General features: G+C 63.3%; 18 protein-coding genes. 8 read left to right on the forward strand and 10 right to left on the reverse strand.

Annotated features, from left to right (window positions below; genetic code table 11):
* Window positions 1–15 precede the first annotated feature (15 nt).
* Together ACO076_RS20455 and ACO076_RS20460 are read left to right on the forward strand one after the other, a co-directional pair.
* Complete coding sequence (locus ACO076_RS20455) at window positions 16–723, forward strand: DUF1134 domain-containing protein (protein ID WP_421724656.1); 708 nt, start codon at window positions 16–18, stop codon at window positions 721–723.
* 143 nt (window positions 724–866) lie between these two features.
* Window positions 867–2,147: a hypothetical protein gene (locus ACO076_RS20460; RefSeq protein ID WP_421724657.1), complete on the forward strand. Its 1,281-nt coding sequence runs from the start codon at window positions 867–869 to the stop codon at window positions 2,145–2,147.
* Window positions 2,148–2,200: 53 nt separating this feature from the next.
* Here ACO076_RS20460 and ACO076_RS20465 read toward each other — a convergent pair whose 3' ends face one another.
* Entirely contained in the window at window positions 2,201–2,836 is a 636-nt protein-coding gene (locus ACO076_RS20465; protein WP_421724658.1) for a DUF938 domain-containing protein, read from the reverse strand.
* A 138-nt stretch (window positions 2,837–2,974) separates the two neighbouring features.
* Here ACO076_RS20465 and ACO076_RS20470 point away from each other — a divergent pair, with 138 nt between their 5' ends.
* The 4 genes from ACO076_RS20470 to ACO076_RS20485 are packed head-to-tail and all read left to right on the forward strand — an operon-like array spanning window position 2,975 to window position 7,351.
* The gene (locus tag ACO076_RS20470) at window positions 2,975–4,558 is read left to right on the forward strand and encodes an FMN-binding glutamate synthase family protein (protein ID WP_421724659.1); all 1,584 of its coding nucleotides are present in this window, start codon (window positions 2,975–2,977) and stop codon (window positions 4,556–4,558) included.
* A gap of 3 nt (window positions 4,559–4,561) precedes the next feature.
* Window positions 4,562–6,304, forward strand: coding sequence for a thiamine pyrophosphate-binding protein (locus ACO076_RS20475; RefSeq protein ID WP_421724660.1), 1,743 nt, complete (start codon window positions 4,562–4,564; stop codon window positions 6,302–6,304).
* 15 nt (window positions 6,305–6,319) lie between these two features.
* A complete protein-coding gene (locus ACO076_RS20480; RefSeq protein WP_421724661.1) occupies window positions 6,320–6,859 on the forward strand; it encodes a carboxymuconolactone decarboxylase in 540 nt (179 codons plus the stop codon).
* 3 nt (window positions 6,860–6,862) lie between these two features.
* Window positions 6,863–7,351, forward strand: coding sequence for a DUF2938 family protein (locus ACO076_RS20485; protein WP_421724662.1), 489 nt, complete (start codon window positions 6,863–6,865; stop codon window positions 7,349–7,351).
* A 36-nt stretch (window positions 7,352–7,387) separates the two neighbouring features.
* On the opposite strand, the gene ACO076_RS20490 is transcribed toward ACO076_RS20485, so the two are convergent.
* From ACO076_RS20490 to ACO076_RS20530, 9 genes are all read right to left on the reverse strand, one after another.
* On the reverse strand, window positions 7,388–8,491 hold the full coding sequence (locus tag ACO076_RS20490) for an ABC transporter ATP-binding protein (protein WP_421726792.1): 1,104 nt from the start codon (window positions 8,489–8,491) through the stop codon (window positions 7,388–7,390).
* A gap of 31 nt (window positions 8,492–8,522) precedes the next feature.
* The gene (locus ACO076_RS20495) at window positions 8,523–9,365 is read right to left on the reverse strand and encodes a carbohydrate ABC transporter permease (RefSeq protein ID WP_421724663.1); all 843 of its coding nucleotides are present in this window, start codon (window positions 9,363–9,365) and stop codon (window positions 8,523–8,525) included.
* A gap of 13 nt (window positions 9,366–9,378) precedes the next feature.
* Window positions 9,379–10,335 (reverse strand): carbohydrate ABC transporter permease, encoded by a 957-nt coding sequence (locus tag ACO076_RS20500; protein WP_421724664.1) that lies wholly within the window; start codon window positions 10,333–10,335, stop codon window positions 9,379–9,381.
* 40 nt (window positions 10,336–10,375) lie between these two features.
* On the reverse strand, window positions 10,376–11,266 hold the full coding sequence (locus ACO076_RS20505; RefSeq protein WP_421724665.1) for a carbohydrate ABC transporter permease: 891 nt from the start codon (window positions 11,264–11,266) through the stop codon (window positions 10,376–10,378).
* Between the two features lie 9 nt (window positions 11,267–11,275).
* Complete coding sequence (locus ACO076_RS20510; protein WP_421724666.1) at window positions 11,276–12,220, reverse strand: carbohydrate ABC transporter permease; 945 nt, start codon at window positions 12,218–12,220, stop codon at window positions 11,276–11,278.
* A 53-nt stretch (window positions 12,221–12,273) separates the two neighbouring features.
* Window positions 12,274–13,560, reverse strand: coding sequence for an ABC transporter substrate-binding protein (locus tag ACO076_RS20515; RefSeq protein WP_421724667.1), 1,287 nt, complete (start codon window positions 13,558–13,560; stop codon window positions 12,274–12,276).
* 41 nt (window positions 13,561–13,601) lie between these two features.
* Complete coding sequence (locus tag ACO076_RS20520) at window positions 13,602–14,729, reverse strand: ABC transporter ATP-binding protein (protein WP_421724668.1); 1,128 nt, start codon at window positions 14,727–14,729, stop codon at window positions 13,602–13,604.
* A 107-nt stretch (window positions 14,730–14,836) separates the two neighbouring features.
* Window positions 14,837–15,946 (reverse strand): enolase C-terminal domain-like protein, encoded by a 1,110-nt coding sequence (locus ACO076_RS20525; RefSeq protein WP_421724669.1) that lies wholly within the window; start codon window positions 15,944–15,946, stop codon window positions 14,837–14,839.
* A 118-nt stretch (window positions 15,947–16,064) separates the two neighbouring features.
* Window positions 16,065–17,315: an extracellular solute-binding protein gene (locus ACO076_RS20530; RefSeq protein WP_421724670.1), complete on the reverse strand. Its 1,251-nt coding sequence runs from the start codon at window positions 17,313–17,315 to the stop codon at window positions 16,065–16,067.
* Between the two features lie 185 nt (window positions 17,316–17,500).
* Here ACO076_RS20530 and ACO076_RS20535 point away from each other — a divergent pair, with 185 nt between their 5' ends.
* Both ACO076_RS20535 and ACO076_RS20540 read left to right on the forward strand, forming a co-directional pair.
* Window positions 17,501–18,157 carry a GntR family transcriptional regulator gene (locus tag ACO076_RS20535; RefSeq protein ID WP_421724671.1) on the forward strand — a complete coding sequence of 219 codons (657 nt, stop codon included), beginning with the start codon at window positions 17,501–17,503 and terminating at the stop codon, window positions 18,155–18,157.
* 150 nt (window positions 18,158–18,307) lie between these two features.
* A complete protein-coding gene (locus tag ACO076_RS20540) occupies window positions 18,308–19,450 on the forward strand; it encodes a mandelate racemase/muconate lactonizing enzyme family protein (protein ID WP_421724672.1) in 1,143 nt (380 codons plus the stop codon).
* Window positions 19,451–19,465 lie beyond the last annotated feature (15 nt).

Genomic DNA, 19,465 nt, shown 5'->3' on the forward strand with positions numbered 1-19,465 from the left:
AACTAGAGGATTCCGATGTTTGACACCGCCCGCCGCATCCTCGCGGCCGCTTTGTTCGCCACATTGCCGTTGATGGCATTGGCGACGGGATCGGCACTGGCCCAGGACAACGTCGTCACGGGTTCGGTGGCCCCGGTGTCACCGGAGACGCGTGTCTATCCGGCCCAGCCAGGCGCCGGCGCCCCCTTAGCGACCGACCCGGGCGCGACCGTCGACCCGGCGCTGCCACCTGTCGATCCTGGCCGGTTCAGCCATCGGGAACTGGTCAATGCCGGCCACCAGTTCTTCGGCGACGTGTCGCAAGGCTTGGCCGGCGTCGTGGAACACGCCATAAGCCGATACGGCCTCCCCAACGGCTACATCATCGGCGAGGAAGCCAGTGGCGCGGTGATCGGCGGCGCCCGGTACGGCGAGGGCGTCCTGTACACCAAGAACGCCGGGCAGCATCGGGTCTACTGGCAAGGGCCTTCGCTTGGGCTCGACGTCGGCGCGAACGGCAACCGGGTGATGATGCTGATCTACGACCTGCCGTCACTCGACGCCCTGTTCCGCCGCTACATCGGAATCAATGGCTCGGCCTATGCGGTCGCCGGCCTCGGTATGACGGTGCTTTCCCGCGATGGCACCTACGTCGTTCCCATCGTTTCGGGCCTCGGCGCCCGTCTCGGTGTCAACTTCGGCTACCTCAAATTCACCAGCCGGCCGACTTGGAACCCGTTCTAGTCTGACGTTTCGCCTTTTCAGCGGGTGTGTGACCGCAATCATTGGCCGTGGCCGGAGAACCCGGCTTAGTGCTATGAGGGGCGGCGGCGTACCGGCCACGGCCGGTGCTCGCGCGGTTCCTTCGGTGCTGGAGTAGCGGACCGTTGATCGAAGCGATCATGTTTTTCGTGCTGGGCCTGCTGATTGCAGGGCTTGTGGCGCTTGCGCTGGCGCCGGTGATGTGGCGGCGGGCCGACCGGCTCGCCCGCGCTCGGGTCCAAGCCGCCCTGCCGATGACCATGACCGAAATCCAGGCGGAGAAGGACCAGCTCCGCGCCGATTTCGCCATCTCGGCCCGGCGCCTCGAAATCAAGGCCGACCAACTCGAATCAAACGCCAATCAGCAAAAGCTTGAGATCAGCCGATCGCGGACCGAGATCGCACGGCTCGAGGCCGATCGCGCCGCTAAAGTCGAGACGATCGCCGCGCTCGACGAGCGGATCGCGCAGCTCAACAACGACGTGGAAACCGCGGAAGGAAAGATCGCCGAGGCACGGACCGAACTCGCCGCGCGCGACGTTTCGCTGACCGAGCGGGCGGCAGAGATCAAGGGGCTCGAGGCGAAGCTCAAGGAGGCGGAGATCCTCAGTGAGGAGCAGAAGCTCGAACTGGTCGCACGGGACACCAGCATCGGCAACCTTAACGATTCGCTGGCGACCGCGAAGGCCACGGAGGAGGAAACCGGCCTCGCCCGCGACAAGCTCTCGGCCGAACTAGATGAAGAGCGCAGGCAGCTCACAGCCGAGCAACGCCGGGTGGAGGAACTGTCGGCCCGGATCACCGCCTTCGAGGCGGAGCGCGCCGACCGGCTGGCGACACTGGAACGGCGGACCGAGGAACTCAAAACCCTGCAGGCGGAGCTCGCGGCGGAGAAGGTGCAGCGCGAGAAGCTCAGCGCCGACGTTGCCCAGCTGCAGCCCTCCAGCGACACGACGGCGGCCGCAAGCTCGCCGTTGCCGGCCGGCGGGGACAACGTCCGCAAGGCGCTGGAAGCCGCGGAAGCCGAGACGGAAAAACTGAGCGCACGGCTTGCCAGCCTCGAGACCGACCACGAAGCGCTGCGCGCCGAGAACGCCGAACTCAAACGGATCGCCGGCACCGATTGGGAGGCAGCGCGTGCCGCCGATCAAGCCATCCGCGACCGCCTGACGGAGATCGCCGCCGCAGTCATGGAGACGACCTCCAAAACCGAGCAGGCCGCCACTCACGCCAACGGACAAAACGGCAGTGAGTCGAAGCAAAAACCTGTCGAAGCAGTGCCAGACACCGAAAAACCGGCGGCCTCCGAACCGAAGCAACCGCCGCAGGCACCGGCTCAACCGACCGTAGGACAGACCCTGGCGCGCCGCATTCGCGCCCTGCAACACGCCGGCGCGCGCCAATAACGGCCCGGCTGCATCGCTGATGCCCAAGCCGGGGGCGCGGCTTGCCGAACTGATCAGCGCCTTCGGAAGACCAGCATCAGGTTGTTGGCCGGCATGGCGACCATATCGGCAAGGTTAAGGCCGACGGTCAGCGCATACCCCTCGACATCGGCGACGTCGCGTACGCCCCAGGATGGATCGCTCAGCCGTAGCGACCGGTCAAATGCCGCGTTGCTGGGCGCGGTGTGCTCGCCGTCGCGTTTGAACGGGCCGTAGATGAAAAGGAGCCCGCCCGTACCGAGATAGCGACCGGCGCCCTGCATGATGCCCTCCGTCACCGCCCACGGCGCAATATGCAAGACGTTGATTGCGACAATCGCGGCAAGGTCCCTATTCGGCGGCCGGCCAGTCCGACCGAACCGCCAGTCGGTCGCGGTCGCATCGAGCGCCATCGGAGCGGCAAGGTTCGGCAGTCGCGCGGCCTCGCGCCAGGCCGCGATGCTTCTCAGATGATCGTCGCTTGGGTCGGTGGGCCACCAGCGCAGACCGCGCATCGCCTCTGCAAACGCAACACAGTGCTGCCCGGTCCCGCTGCCGATCTCGACCACATCGCCGGACGATTCGCCAAGCCATCGTTCAAGAACCGCGCGGATCGGTCCGACGTTGCGATGAAAGGAGGGTGAATCGAGACGAGCGGACGCGCCGATCAAAGGGCTGCTACCTGTATCAAAATCGATCCGGAACCGTGCGTCCTTCAAAGCGCGATCTTCTGCTGCTCAATCTGAAAAGGTTCCAACTTGCTTCCCGGGTGTTATCCTGCGTGTCGGGACAAGCGGGGGAGTGATGACATGGCGCGGCGGGCTTTTTTTCTTATTGCCGGAGCAGGATTACTGGCGATCGTGATCATCGCCTTCTTCTGGCCGCCGGTCTTGTGGTTTCTGATCTTTTTCATCCCCTACACCGCGATCGGCCTCTACGACCTTTATCTCTCCGGGCAAAACGTCCTGCGCAACTACCCGGTGATCGGCCATCTACGCTACGGGCTCGAATTCATCAGCCCGGAGATTCGACAGTACTTCATCGAGACCAACGAGAGCGGCCGGCCCTACGACCGCCTACAACGCGACCTGGTTTCCAGGCGATCGGAGAACAAACCTGGATTTCAGCCTTTCGGCACCCAGTACGACATCACCGATACCGGCTACAACAGCGCCAACCACTCGCTGGCACCCAAGAAGGTGTCGGAGACGAGCAGCCGGGTGACGTTTGGCGGCTCCGAATGCAAGCAACCCTATGACGCGTCACGCCTCAATATCTCGGCGATGAGCTTCGGGGCGCTCAGTCCGAACGCCATCCGCGCGCTCAACGCCGGGGCCAAGATCGGCAGCTTCGCCCACAACACTGGCGAAGGCGGGCTCAGCCCCTACCACCTGCAGGAGGGTGGCGACATCATCTGGCAGATCGGCACCGGATACTTTGGCTGCCGCACCAAGGACGGCCACTTCGATCCCGCCCAGTTCAAGGACAAGGCGGCCAACGACGCCGTCAAGATGATCGAGATCAAGCTGTCGCAGGGCGCCAAGCCGTCGCATGGCGGGGTTCTACCCGCTGCGAAAGTCGACGAGGAAATCGCCCGCATCCGTGGGGTCGAGCCGCATCGCGACGTGATTTCGCCACCCGCCCATTCGACCTTTTCGACCCCGGAGGGGCTGCTCGAATATGTCGCTCAGCTTCGCGATCTCACCGGCGGCAAACCGATTGGCTTCAAGCTCTGCATCGGCAAGCGATCGGAGTTCATGGGCATCTGCAAGGCGATGCTGAAGACCAACATCCTGCCTGACTTCATTACCATCGACGGGGCAGAGGGCGGCACTGGCGCGGCGCCGGTCGAGTTTTCCGATCGCCTCGGTGAGGAGATCAACGAAGCCCTGGTCTTCGTTCACAACTGCCTAGTGGGCACCAATGTCCGCGACAAGCTGAAGGTCATTGCCAGCGGCAAGGTCATCACCGGATTCCACATCGTCGAAAAAATCGCACTCGGCGCCGATACCTGCAATGCGGCACGGACGATGCTGTTCGCTATCGGCTGTATCCAGGCGATCCGCTGCAATACCAACACCTGCCCGTCCGGCGTTGCCACTCAGGACCCCAAGCGCTGGCGCGCGGTCGATGTCGAGGTGCGGAAATACAACGTCGCCAACTATCACAACCAGACGGTCGACAGCTTCCTCGATCTGGTCGGCGCGATGGGCTACGATAGCCCCGACAAGCTCGGCCCCAACGATATCCTCCGCCGCGTCGCCAACCACCTCAACCGCTCCTATGCCTTCATCTACGATCAACTGGAGCCTGGGCACTTCCTGAAAGACGAAGCCACCATCCATCCGGACTACCGGGACCACTGGATGCGGGCACGGGCGGAGGCATTCTGAGCGATGACCGGTTCCCCCAATATCAAGATGCCCGGCACCGATTTCATCTTGAGATCCCTGGTCGCCGACGAAATAGATCACCTGTTCCTGGTGCCCGGCGGTCTGGTCGACCCGTTCATGCCGGCGCTCGGGCGAGTCACCGACATCACGCCGATCGTCGCCGCGCAGGAAGGCGGCGCCGCTTACATGGCCGACGGCTACGCCCGGGCCAGCGGCAAGTATGGCGCGTGCCTGTGTATCGGCGGGCCGGGGATCACCAACACGGTAACCGCCATCTCGGCGGCGCTCACCGACGAGTCGCCGGTACTGTTGCTCAGCGGCGAAGTCGCCAACTACATGCAGGGCCTCGGCCTGTTCCAGGACGCCAGCGCCGGCACCTACAATGACAGCCTGATCCTGGCGCCGATCACCGCCTCATCTTACTCGATACCCGACATACGGCTGCTGCCACATAGGCTCCGCGGCGCGGTCAAGCGCATGCTCGACGGCCGGCGAATCCCGGTGCATCTCAGCATCCCAAGCGACCTGCAGACGGGAGACGTTCACGTGGCGCCGATGTCGGTGGCCAAGGACTTCTACCACTCCGAGCCGCTCGATTCGGAGGCGGCGGGTCAGCTCTGGACCATCCTCGCCGACGGCGCACCTGCCCCGCGGATCGCCATCCTCATCGGCGGCGGCATGATCTCCGACGACGCCTCCGACGACATCGTCAAGGCGGCCGAGCGCTTCCACATCCCGGTGGCCACTACCGAGCACGCCAAGGGCATCTTCCCGGAAGACCATCCGCTGTCGCTCGGGGTATTCGGCTATGCGGGGACGCAACAATCGACCGAAGCAATCGTCGGCAACCCGCTCGATCTGCTGATCATCGTCGGCGCCACGCTTAACGTCCGCGACTCACTCTACTGGACCGCGCAGCTGAAGCCGCGGCTTGGCATCCTCTCCGTCAATCTCTCGACCGTCCATGTCGGCTGCCACACGGAGAACGAGCGCTTCATCGGTGGTCATGGTGGCGCCTTTGCCCGCTGGCTCGGGGACGCCGCCGACGCCGACGCGAAGCCGCTGACCGATACGATCCCCGCCCGGCAGGAGTGGGCATCGGCGATCCGCAAGGGGCCGCGCTACTACGATGCCGAAAACATGACCAGCGATCAGGTACCGATCCACCCCGCCCGGCTGGTCTCCGATACCCGCAAAGTCATGCCCCGGGATACGACCGCGATTGTCGACAGCGGCGCCCATCGGGCCTTCGGTGTCCACTATTGGGAAAGCTATGGCCCGCGCAAGTTCCTGACCGCGGCGGCGCTCGGCCCGATGGGCTGGGGTATCCCGGCCGGGATCGGCGCCAAGGCCGCCCAGCCGAACTCGCCGGTGGTGGTGTTCACAGGCGACGGCTGCATGCAGATGCACGGCATGGAGGTGCAGACCGCAGCCCGGTTCGGGCTGCCTGTGATCTATGTGGTGAGCAACAACCAGGCACTCGGCAACGTCTACTTGCGGATGAAGAAACAGGGCGCGGTTGCGATGGCGCTCAACGAGATCGTCGACCACGACTGGGCCAGCTTCGCCCGGGCGCTCGGCGCGGAAGGGGAGACTGTGCGTGAGGCGAAGGACCTGGTCCCTGCCCTGGAAAAGGCGTTGGCGGCCAACAAGACCTTCGTGATCGACGTCAAGACCGACCGCGACGCGACCACCCCCGTCGAACCCTATTCCGAGGGCAAGGCCACCTGGTCGTATCACGAATAGCTGGAGCACGAACCCATGGCCGCCCTCCCCGATCCGATCCCGGACCTCAGCGGCGAAGGGCGCCGCATCTACGATGACATCCTCGCCCGGCGAAAAGCCAAGGGCGTCAATCACCTCGGGCCCTATGTCCCGCTGCTCAATCATCCGGAACTGGCGAAGGACATCGAACGGCTCGGCTATTTCTACAAATTCGAATCGAAGCTGCCGCGCGACGTCTATCAGTTCATCGTTCTCAGCATGGCGGTGCGTTCCGGCGTATCTTTCGTCTGGGCCGACCATGTCGCCGCGGCGCGCGCCGCCGGCCTGCCGGATGCGGTCATCGATGGGATAAAGGCCAAGGCGGGCGGCTACCCCGCGCCCTTCGATGACGTGCAGGCGACCACCGACTGCGCCTTCCGGTTCGTGTCCATTCCGGCCGACCTGCAGGAACGGGTGATCGCCAGGTTCGGCATGCACGGGTTCATCGAGATCGTCACCCTGTGCGGGTTCTACACGATGATCGGCATGGTCAACGTCTGTTTCGACGTGCCGCTGCCGCATCACGGGGAGCACTGAGCCATGATCATTCTGGAGATGATTGTTGTCGGTGTCATCGCCACGGTTATCCTCGACATCTGGCAGCAGGTCTTCCGGCTGCTCACCGGCCTGCCGATCACCAATTGGGCGATGGTCGGGCGCTGGGCGGCCTACATCCCCAAGGGACAGCTGGCCCACAAGAACATCGGCGAGACCCCGGCGGTTGCCAACGAAGCAACCATCGGCTGGATCGTCCACTACGTAGTCGGCGTCGGTTATGCGGTTGTCTATCTGATCCTCTTGCTCATCCTTGGCATAGAGCCAGGATTCGCCCCCGCCATCATCTTCGGCGCCATATCGGTGTCGGTGACCTGGTTTGTGATGGAACCGATCCTCGGCGCGGGGGTTATGGCCAGTCACCTGCCCAAACATGGACTGGTTCGGGTGCAGGATTTCACCAGCCACCTGTCGTTCGGCTTCGGGCTGTTCCTCGGCGTGATCATTTTCCGCGCCGTGTTCGGCGCGGGGTGAGGCGTCGGCGCCCTCGCCGTCCGGGCAGCGCCGGGATCACCTGACCCGCGCCGTCGTCTCGGCGTCGAACAGGTGCATGCTGCCGAAGTCGAAGCCGAGTTCCATGACATCGCCGAGCTGGGGGCGCTCCTCGGCCGGCAGCCGGGCAGCCGCCTCGTGCCCAGCAAATCGAAACAGCACGATCGTATCGGCGCCGGTGTTTTCGACCAGATCGATGGTCACCCGGAAACGGTGGCCGGTGGCGGCGGAATCCGCGCGACGGATCGCCTCCGGTCGAACCCCCAGGGTTAATCGCCGGCTCGGCGTCAAATCGGTCCCGTTGCCTGGCAGGGCAATATCTTCGGCCACTCCCCTCTCTGCGTCGGGTGCAACCTGCAAAACCGGACCGTTCGCGCCGGCAATGACTTCCGCCGGAAAGAAATTCATCTGCGGCGACCCGACGAAGCCGGCGACAAAGGTGTTGGCCGGCCGCTGGTAGATATCCTCGGGCGGGCCATATTGCTGGATCTCGCCGTCCCGCATCACCGCGATCATGGTGGCCAGCGTCATCGCCTCGACCTGGTCGTGAGTCACATAGACGATGGTGGTGGCGAGCCGATTGTGGAGCTTCTTGATCTCGCTCCGCATCTGGACTCTGAGCTTGGCGTCGAGATTAGAAAGCGGCTCGTCGAAAAGGAAGAGCACCGGATCGCGCACCAGCGCCCGCCCCATGGCGACTCGCTGTCGCTGGCCGCCGGAGAGTTCCGCCGGCCGCCGCTCCAGCAGGTGGCCGATGTCCAGCATCTTGGCGACGCTCTCTACCGCCTTGTCCTGCTCGGCGCGATCGACGCCGCGCATCTTCAGGCCGAAGGCGAGGTTGCGGCGTACGCTCATCGACGGGTAGAGCGCGTAGGACTGGAACACCATAGCGATGTTGCGGTCCTTGGGATGGAGGTCGTTGGCGACCCGATCGCCGATCCGTACCTCGCCGGCGTTCAAGTCCTCCAGACCGGCAACGATGTTGAGCAGGGTTGACTTGCCGCACCCGGACGGCCCGAGCAGCACCAGGAACCCGCCCTTCTCCAGGCTGAGGTCGATGCCTTTCAGAACTTCGAGCGCGCCGAAGCGCTTTCTGACGTCGGTCAGCGTCAGGGCATGCATGGCACTGTGGTTCTCCTCGGCCATATCTGAATCAGCCCTTCACCGCGCCGGCGGTGAGCCCGCGCACCATTGTCTGCTGCACCAGGGCGAAAAGGATGATCACCGGGATGATGCTGACCACGCCGCCGGCGGCCAGCAGACCCCATGGCAGTTGGAACTCGCCGATCATCAACTGCAGGCCCACCGGCCAGGTGCGCGAGCCCGAACTGGTCGTCAGCATCAGCGCAAACATGTACTCGTTCCATGCGGCGATCGCGACGAAGATGGCGGTCGCCGCCAGACCATTGCGGACCAGCGGCATGATCACCCGCACCAGTGCGCCGATCCGGGTGCAGCCGTCGATCCGCGCCGCCTTCTCCAACTCAACCGGAACGGCGTCGAAGAAGCCTTTCATCATCCAGATGAACAAGGGCATCAGGAAGCTGGTGTAGGCGAGCGCCAGGCCGAACTTGGTATCGAGCAGACCGAGGAAGCGCATGATCAGGAACAGAGGGATGATCATCAGCACCGCCGGGAACATGCGCACCACCAGATAGAACAACAGCAGCGCATGCTTTCCGGGAAACCGATATTGCGAGAAGCTGTAGGAGGCGAGCGTACCCACCACCACGCACATGATCACGGTCATGGTGGTGGTCAGAAAGCTGTTCATCATCAGCGTTGGAAACGACGACTGATTCCATACGTCGATGTAATTGGTGATCACCGGATTGTGCGGGTAGTAGGTCAGCTCCCGGTTGACGATCTCGTTCTCCGACTTGAACGAAGTGATGATCAACCAAACAATCGGGGCGAGACCGAAGAACAGGAAGAAGCCGGCGACGCCATAAGCGGCGGCGTTCTTGGCGCGACTGGTGCGTCTCAAACCGGCCATGCGTTTCCCCCCTTCACCGCGCCACGCCCGAGACACGCAGGTAGACGACGCAGAACGTCATCAGCACCACGAAAGCCACCACTGACAGGGCGCCGGCGTAACCGAAATCGAACAGCAGGTAGGCGGTCTGGAAAGCGTAGAGCGACAAGACCTGGGTGGCGTTACCCGGTCCGCCGCCGGTGAGGATCAGCAGAAGCTCGGGCGAGTTCACCAGACCGATGACACGCAGAATGACGACGGCGGCAATCACCATCTTCATACCCGGCAGGGTGATCTGCCAAAACGATTGGAACGCTCCGGCCCCATCCACCGCCGCCGCCTTGTAGAGGTCCTTGGGGATGCCCTTGAGGGCGGCGAGGAACAGGAGCGCAAAGAACGGATAGCCGTGCCAGGCCTCGACCAGAATGGCGACCGACAGCGCCGTATCGGGATCGGCGAACCACGCCTTGCCTTCGGCCAGAATTCCGATCTGAACGAGAATATCGTTGAGCACACCGAGCCGCGGATCGAGCATCAGTGCCCAGATGTTGCCAGCAACCACATTGGGCAGGAACCACGGCAGCAGGATCAGGACGGCGATCACCTTCATGCCCGGCAGGTCGCGGTTCAGGGTCAACGCCGCGGCGAGGCCGAGCAGGAACTCGAGGATGACCGCGGCCGCTGCCCACTTCACCGTGTTGAGCAGCGCGACCCAGAACACCGGATCCTCGATCATGTACTGGTAATTGCGCAAACCGACGAAGCCGGTGCCGAGATCCGGCCGGGTCAGGCGCATCTCGCGGAAACTGAGCACGATGCCACTGATCGTCGGATAGATAATAATGATGAAGATGAAGATGATGCTGGGGATGATGAGCAGATAGGCCCAGTGGCGGTTCTCGGAGATCCGGCCGAGCAGATCGCCCGGCGCGCGTAGGACCCGGCCGATGATCGATCCGTTGGCGAGACCTGTCGGCGCTGTCGTGCTCATCGTCTGACGATCGCTCCAGCTTCCGGTGCCACCATCCTCATCAGCCCTTCTCCGCGCCAGACAGCACGCCGGTGCGTACAAATCGCTGAGCCACCATGAACACCAGCAGGACCGGTAGCACGACCAGGATCGACGCCAGGATCACTTCCGGCTTGTTGATCGGCACATCATTGGACGGCAGGTTGGAGAGCGCGCCGGAGCTACTGACCAGCGCCGTCAAGCCGACCGGCAGATTGTAGAGCTTGTCGTCGGACAGCAGCACGAAAGCGAGGAAGTAGTTGCTCCAGTTCGCCAGGAAACTGAAGAAGGCGACCAACGCGACGATCGGCCGGGCCAGCGGCAGCGCAATCCGGGTGAAGAGCTGGACGCGGCTGCAGCCATCGACACGGGCAGAGTCGATGACGCCTTTCGGCAGGGACGACGAAAAGTAGATGTAGGCGAGATAAACGCCGAACGGGAAAAACGCGGTCGCCAGAATGAGCCCGGCATAGGTGTTGTTGAGACCGATCAGGTTCATTTCGAGAAAGATGGGCAGAACCACCGCCGAGCTTGGCGTGATCATCGCGATCAGCGTGAAGATCAGGACCACTCGGCGGCCCGGGAACTCCGACAAGGCGAGCACATAACCGGCTGGGATGCAGGCGACCAACGAGATCGTCACCCCGCCGACGGAATAGATCAGCGAGTTGAACGCCCAAGTGACGATCTGGAAATCGTTGTAGGTGGTGAGGTTGAGCCAGGTCGCAATGAAGGTGTCCCAACTGCCGATCGTGAACGGTGAATCGGAGAACAGCGATCCTTCCGAACGGGTTCCCGCCATGAACAGCCACAACAGCGGAATGCCGTAGAAGCAGACGGCGAACGCCAAGCTCGCATAGACCACGAACCGGCCGAAGGAGATGTTCTGGATCAGGCGGCGTTGGTCGATCATCGGGCCGCCCTAGTCGATCTTGTAGAAGCGGGTGGCGAAGATGATGATCAGCGCGATCGTGACCGAGGCGGCGATGAGCAGCGTGCTGAGCGCCGCAGAGGCACCGAAATCGCCCATTGAGAAGGCATACTGGAACGCGAGCTGGTTGATCGACCAATCGATCTGCGAGAACTGCTGGCCGGCGAGCGTCATCAGTTGCGGCTCGACAAACAACTGCAGACCGGTGGCGAACGACAGAATCGCCATCAGGATGATCGACCGCCAGATCATCGGCACCTTGATGCGGACCGCCAGCTGCCAGCGATTGGCGCCATCGATGCGCGCAGCCTCCAGGATCTCTTGCGGCAGGCTCGACAGCGCGCCGCCAAAGACGACGATCCAGCCCCCGGAGCCGGCGAAGTAAGCCATGATGGCGAAGACGCCGGCGAAGGTGAATCCGGACACCACGTTCTGCCGCGTTTCCCAGCCGACGAGATGAAAGACTGACTGGAACGGGCTGACCGCCGGGTCCAGCATGAACAGCCACAACACGACGATCGCCGATGAGGTGATCGCGCCCGGCAGAAAGAACACGGTCCGCAGCGTATTGGCCGGCCGCCGGCCGATGCTGTCCAGCATAAGCGACAGCGCAGTGACGCCGATGACCGTCGCCGACAGCCAGAAAGCGACGAAGGTCAGCACATTGGTGACACTGGTCGGCAGACGGAAATCGCTGAACGCGAATTCGTAATTTCTGAAGCCCCAGAACACCATGTCGATGGTGTCGAAGAAGCTGAGCCCCAACGCGTAGGTCACCGGGAAGATGCCGAACATGAACAGGAGCGCCAGATAGGGCAGCAGGAAGAGATACGACACAATCGTGTTCTTGCGCTGCCGGCGCCGCACGGCGACGGCACGTGCCTCGCGCTTGTCGATCTCGTTCGTGCTGGGCGTTGCCGCTTCCGCTGCTGTCACCTGATCTACCCCGAGGAAGAAGCCGGGCCGCGAAGCCCGGCTCCGATATTGCCCTACTCGACGATGTAGCCGTTCAGCCGGGCGACGTTGATCAGCTCCTCCTGGAGGGCGGGCAGCAGGTCGACCAGCTTGGCACCGTTGGCCAACTCCGGCGCAACCACCTTGCCGATCGCGTCCGGAACGCTAAACCGCTGACTGACGTAGTCCGGATGACTGAACGCGGCCGAATCGACCAACGCATCCAGCACCTGATGGTTGGCGTAATACTCGTCCGACCTCAGCCTCTTGCCCCATGCCAACGCCGATGGCTCATGGCCCGGCAAGGTTGCCTCGATGGCCCGATTATCGATGTCGACGGCCGACCAGATGATCAGGTCGACCACGGCCTCAGGATGTTCGGTGTCCTTCCAGCCGCCGAACGTTCCGCCGCCCCAGCTCCATGCCAAGGGCTGTTCCTGGCTCTCCCACTTCAAGGGCAGGGCCGCGGCCAGTCGACCTTCCGGAACTTCATAGGTTGGCCGCATGACGTATTCGCCGAACCAGGTCGGGCCGACGATCAGAGGAACCTTGCCTTCCTTCGCCTGGTTGACGAAGTTCGGATCAAACGGGCCAAACCGCGACAACGATCCGTTGGCCGCCATTGCGTCGACCATCCGCGCCGGCCTCAGGCAGTTTTCCGTCGTCAGATCGATGTGTACGGTGTCGTCCTTGCCTGCAACCGGCACGCCCATTTCGCAGCCACCTGCCATCAGAAACGCATAGAGCGGCCAAGGCTCGACAGCGCTGCCGAGCAGGTAATCGTCATCCATCGCCGCCAGTTCGGCGCCGAGCTGCTCAAACTCCTCCCATGTGGTCGGGATCTGTTTGCCCAGCTCCTCCATCTTGGGCGCATCGTACCAAATCAGCATGTGCGCCAGATCGTTTCTCAGACACAGCAGCCTATCGTTGATGATGCAGGGCGAATTGGCGTTGGTGTAGAACTCGTCCAACAGCGGCTGGGGCACCTTGTCCGTGAGGTCCATCAGATAGTTGGAACGCCGGGTGGACAGTTGAGCGCCATAGGCGATGCTCGACATGAAAATCACATCGGGAATGTCGCTGCCGGCGCGCATGGACAACTGCAGTTTTGCCACCAGGTCAGCGGGCGCGACCGTCACGACGGTCAGATCGATGTCCTCGTTCGCCTTGTCGTACGCCTCGAAATAAGTCAGCCGCGGCGTGTCCGACCACACAGTGAGCGATATCGGATCTTCCGCCACCGCCGCGCCGGCGGTCAGGGCTGTCGCCAGTGCCGCAGTAGCGATGCCGGTGATGGACAGTTTCGATAGGCTTGTCCTCATGATCTCCTCCTTTTCCGTCTCGCGCCGGCGCGTGCCGGCGCCTAGTGGCTTTTCGCGTGCGGTTCGGCGGCGCCGAGGGCGGCGCCGGTCTCGTCGAACACATGCATGTGTCGTGTGGGGATGCCCAAGGTCACCTGGTCGCCGCCCTTGAGTGGCGATAGGCCTATAATCTGCGACGTGACGAAGTCTTCGGCGCCGACATCGAAATAGCCGTAGCTGATGTTGCCGAGCCGCTCGACAGTCTCGACGGTCGCCTCGATCGTCAGCCGCTCGTCCGACGGGCCGACATCGTCCGCGGGAACGGCGACGGCCTCCGGCCGTGCCCCCAGGGTCAGGCGGGTGCCCGAGGCCAATTCCCCAATCGCCAGCGAACACACCGCGCCGGAATCAGCGTCGAGCGCGAACTCGGTTCGGTTGCCGGCGGCAGACACAGCCTTGCCCGGCAGGAAGTTCATCTTCGGAGAACCAATGAAGCCGGCGACGAACTGGTTGGTCGGCTGAGTGTAGAGTTCAAGCGGCGGTCCGACCTGCTGGATGTCGCCGTCGTCCAACGCCACGATTCGATCGGCCAGGGTCATCGCCTCGACCTGATCGTGGGTGACGTAGATCATGGTCGCGCCCAGTCGGCGGTGCAGGCGCTCGATTTCGAGGCGCATCTGAACCCGTAGTGAGGCGTCGAGGTTCGACAGCGGCTCGTCAAACAAAAACACCTTCGGGTGCCGAACGATGGCACGACCGATGGCAACGCGCTGGCGCTGGCCGCCGGACAACTGGGACGGCGAGCGCTCCAGCAAGTCATCCAGGCGTAAGATGCGCACCGCTTCGCTGACCCGCGCCTGGATGTCGGACCTGGAGAAGCGCGACAAACGCAGATTGAACGCGATGTTGTCGTAGACGTTCATATGCGGGTAGAGCGCGTACGACTGAAACACCATGGCAATGCCGCGCTCGGAAGGCTCCGCGAACGTCACGTCCTTGCCGTCGATGAAGATGTCGCCTTCAGTAACGTCTTCGAGCCCGGCGATCATCCGCAGCAGCGTCGATTTCCCAGAGCCTGACGGCCCGACGAAAGCAACGAACTCTCCCTCCTCGATGGACAGATCGATGTCATCGATCACTTCGACCGGGCCGAATGACTTCTTGATGTTGCGGAGTTCGACGGCAGCCACACTCGTCCCCACTCTTGCCGTTCAACACCACGGACCTTCGACGGGAGCGCGCGGTCGGGAGCCCCCGACACCCCAGTCGATCTCGCCGTTCGACGGTCTCCGCATGATCAGACGATCGCCACCGCGTTCGCCTCCAGCCACGCCGCGTCGGGCTCGTAGCCGAGACCGGGCGTGTCGGGGATGGTCACCGCACCGTCGACGATCGGCAGATGCTCCTGCGACTTGAGGCCGAGGATCTGCGCTTCGTCCATGACCAGCTGTTCGTAGTAGCTGTTGTTGGGGATCGCCGCGCAGAGGTGGCCATTGCCGTAGCCGCCGCCGTGAACCTCGGCGCGCATGCCGAACGACTCAGCGAGATGGGCGACCTTGACGCCACCAGTGAGACCGCCCTTGTAGTGGGTGCTGGTGCGCATCATGTCGAGCGCCCGCATTTCGATCCAGGTCGCCGCATTCCAGTGACAACCGTCCGAGGTTTCGGCGGCGAGGATCGGGATGTGCAGTTTCTCGCAGAGCTTGGCGTAGCTCACCAGATCGAATTCGCGCATCGGCTCCTCGTACCAGAGGAAACCCTGGTCCTGGAGGACGCGGCCGAACTCGATCGCGGTCACCAGGTCCCAGCCCGCGGACCCGTCAAACATCAGATCGGCATCCGGCCCAACCCAGCGCCGGAGATTAGCGCTTAGCTCGGCGTCAGCCCTCCAGTCGCCCCAGGCGTGCAGCTTGAACGCGGTGAAGCCCTCGTCGCGGCACAGTTTGATGTAGCGCTCGTATTCGTCCATCGTCTCCCATGTGACCGTCGAGGCATAGGCCGGGATCTTGGGATCGATCCCGCCGAGCATCTGGTAGACCGGCATTCCGGCTCGTTTGGACTTGATGTCCCACGCCATCAGATCGACGATACCAAGCAGTCCCATGTGGATTTCCTCGACCCGGTCGATTTCCCACACGCGTTGCCAGAGCTGCTCGGTGAGCAGCGGGTTGCTACCGATCAGCGACTTGAGCCGGCGGCGAACCAGATCGGCGACCATGTCGCCGCGGCGGCCTTCGTGCCACCAGCCGGTGATGCCGGCATCGGTGTCCATGCGGAGAACCGCGGTCCGCACCAGTTGATCGAGGGGCGTACCGTCTCCGGAGCCAGGCAGACCCGCGCGCCAGCGGAAGTGCGGCAGCGGATGCGGCTCCTCCAGCACGTAGCATTTGATGTCGGTGATCTTCACGTTTGCCCCTTCTTCCCCTGCTCAGACTCGTCTCCAAGAATGCGACGTCATCCGGCCGACACCGGCCGGCGCCGGCGATCACTCACCGAACGCGCCGGGCCGGGCCGGAGGAACTCCCTTAGCGGACTTCGCGCTCCATGGTCCGCGCCATGGCGTCGACTGCCTGTTCCGGTGTCGCCGTACCGACCAGCACCTTTTGGAACTCAGGCAGCATCGAATTACGCATCCATCCCGCCATGCCAACGATCTTGGGCAACGGCGTCCCGATCCGCAGGGTTTCGATCGCCGCGCTGTAAAGCGGGTTCGAGGTGATCCGTTCATCGTTGGCGACCGCCGAAGACGCCGGGAAGTAGCCGGTTGCCTCTAGCATTGTGATGGCAGCATCAGGCTCGCCCCAGTGCGCGATCCACGACCAGCTATCGTCGGTGTGCCGGTCGCTCATGATGCCGTTGTAGAGATAGGCCACCCGGGCGATCCGCCCGGTGGGTCCGGACGGCCGCAGCGCAGTGGCAAACTGATCGGTCGACAACGCATCGGAGATCTCGGTCAGCGACCCGGTGTGATGCCAGATCATGCCGGTCTGGCCGGTGCGGAAGCCCTCCATGATCTGACGATAGGAGTCGCCGGGCGCGCTTGGCTGGGCGGCGTTATGCTTGGTGAAGATGTCGGTATAGAACGTCAGCGCCTCGACTGCCTTGGGCACGTCCATCGTCACCGAATTGCCGTCGTAGACGAAGGCGCCGTAGGAATCGAAGACGTCGTGGAGCATGCTCTGGCCGCCGTCACCGCCGCGCATGCCGAAGCCATAGCGGCCGCTGCCGGGATCGCTGAGCTTGATCGCCGCTTCGACGAACTCCTCGAAGGTATCGGGCGGACTGATCCCGGCCTCGTCGAGCCAATCCTTGCGATAGTACATCCAGTTGACAAAGCTGAACGCCGGGACACCGTAAGTTTTGCCGTCGATGGTAATGCCGTCCCAGGCGGCGTCCGAATAGAACTGTTTGCCATCCCAACCATCGATCCGGCCGGTGAGATCGACCAGGCCATCAAGCGCGATCATGTCGGCCAGCCGTTCCGACGCGACCATGCAGGTGTCGGCGCGGCTGTCGGCGATCACCGCCGAGGTGAACTTCGCCATGTACTCGGCGTTGGGGATGTTCTCCTGGAGGATGTTGATCTCTGGGTGGCCGGAATGGAAATCCTCCATCACGCCGGCCAGTCCGGCGAACTCGGTCTGGCTGGTGAAGTGATGCCAATAGGTGATGTCAGTCGCGGCCAAAGCGGCCGTCGGGCGCAACGTTAAGGCGAGGGCTGCCGCCGCCGAGCCGGTCATCAGGAATTGCCGTCGCGATTGGACCGCGTCCACCATGGGAAGTCTCCTCCGTTGACATTTCTTTTCGGCTTGTTGAAATTTCAATTTGGCATATTTGAAATTTGTGTCAACGGTTGTGTTGCCGACACGGCGTATGAGAGTTACCGACTCGGCACCGAAACGGAGCCACGGCGGTGCCGCCGCCGGCCAAGACAATCCGGTCGGCATGTGAGGAGTACTAGGTGGAGCAACTGAAGGGCCTTAGTCGTGAGGCCTACACGAAGTTCAAAGACGGGCTCCTGAGCCGCAAGATCGTTCCGGGCACAACGCTGTCGCAGAGCGATCTCGCCGACCTGCTATCGGTATCGGTAAGCCCGCTCCGGAACGCCTTGAAGATTCTCGAGAACGAGGGCTTCGTCAGCGTGTTGCCGCGCAGCGGTATCCGGATTCGGAAGCCGGACCTCGAACTTATCAAAAACAGCTATCAGCTTCGCAAGATCATCGAGGATGCGGCGATCGTCCGTTTCGCCGAGACATGCCCGCCTGACGAACTGGAAGCCATTCGTCAACGACACCGCGACATCGTCACCAAAGCCGAGGCGAAGGACGCCGACATCCGCGCCGTCTTCGACGAGATGAGCCAGATCGATTGGGGGTTTCACCAGCGGGTGGTCGACTCGCTTCAGAACCCGCTCATCGCCTCGACCTACAAGACCAATCATGAGCGGATCCTGCTGATCCGCCTCGACCGGCACAAGGCGACGCTGCTCTACATCCGCAACACCATGGGCGAGCACGAAGCTGTTCTCGACGCGCTGCTCGACAACGATATCGAAGCCGCCCGCGCCGCCCTCTCCGACCACCTCAACAGCGCCATCCGCCGCGCCATGGGGCTTTAGGCCGGATCCCTGAAGCCCGCGTCCGCGCCGGTGCTCCTGTCGATCTCGTCAACACGGCGTGAACGCTCTATGCATCGGGTCGGGCCGCGTTCGATATCGTTGCGCCGAATTGAATGAAATCCATTTTTGAACTCGGGGGATCATGTCGCCATGAAAATCGTATCCATCCAATCCGCGGGCCTTTCGGGCGAAACGCCCAAGGGCGGCTGGTCGGACGAGCTCGAACCCGAGGACGCCGTCCAGACATTGATCGCCGTACACACCGATGAGGGTTTGGTCGGCTATGGCAGCGTGTTCACCGACGCGCGCTTGGTGGAAGCCGGGCTGGCGGTCCTCGCGCCGCTCTACCGAGACGAGACCCCGCTCGAACCGATGCGCGTCACCGAGAAGGTGGCGCAAAACACCTTCTGGATGGGGCGGGGCGGCACGCTGACCCATGTCGCCAGCGGTGTCGACATCGCGATGTGGGACATCCTCGGCAAGGCGACCGGCCAACCGGTCGGACGCCTGCTTGGCGGTTGCTACCGCGACAAGGTCAAGCCCTACGCCTCGATCCTGATGGAGATGCCCGACCTAACGCGCGAACGGACCGCAGCGATGCGCGCCGCCGGGTTCCGAGCGATCAAGATCGGCTGGGGGCCGTTCGGTCGTCGCGAGAGCGCGAAGCTCGACGAGCAGATCATCCGCGCGGCGCGGGAGGGCGCCGGCGAGGACTGTCTGCTGATGGTCGATGCGGGCGCCAGCGACGCATTCTGGCCGAACGGACTGAATTGGGCGCGGCGCACCGCCGCGATGCTGCAGGACTACGATGTCGCCTGGTTCGAGGAGGCGCTGCCGCCGGACGCGATCGACGATTTCGCCGATCTGCGCGCGTCAAGCCCGATACCGATCGCCACCGGCGAGTGCCTAACGCGGCGCCAGGCGTTTCGACCCTGGCTCGCCGGCCGGGCGCTCGACATCGTTCAGCCCGACGTCACCAAGGTCGGTGGCATCAGCGAGCAGATTCAGATCGCCCGGATGGCGAACGAGTTCGGCGTGAAGTTCGTCGGCCATGGCTGGAACACGGCACTCGGGCTCGCCGCCGATCTACAGGTCGCAGCCGCCGTGCCGACTACCGACTTGGTCGAGTACATCACCGGATCGCCCTACGTCGACGACATCACCGTCGGTGGGTGGACGCTGGATAAGGACGGCTTCCTGCCGATCCCGACCGCCCCGGGCCTCGGCATCGAACTCGATGAGGAGCGGGTTTTGCACTACGCCCCGAACGGCGCGCGGCTCTTCGCGCGGTAGAGGGCGGACGCCGGA

This window comes from Bauldia sp., assembly GCF_965232525.1.
Classification (GTDB): domain Bacteria; phylum Pseudomonadota; class Alphaproteobacteria; order Rhizobiales; family Kaistiaceae; genus Bauldia.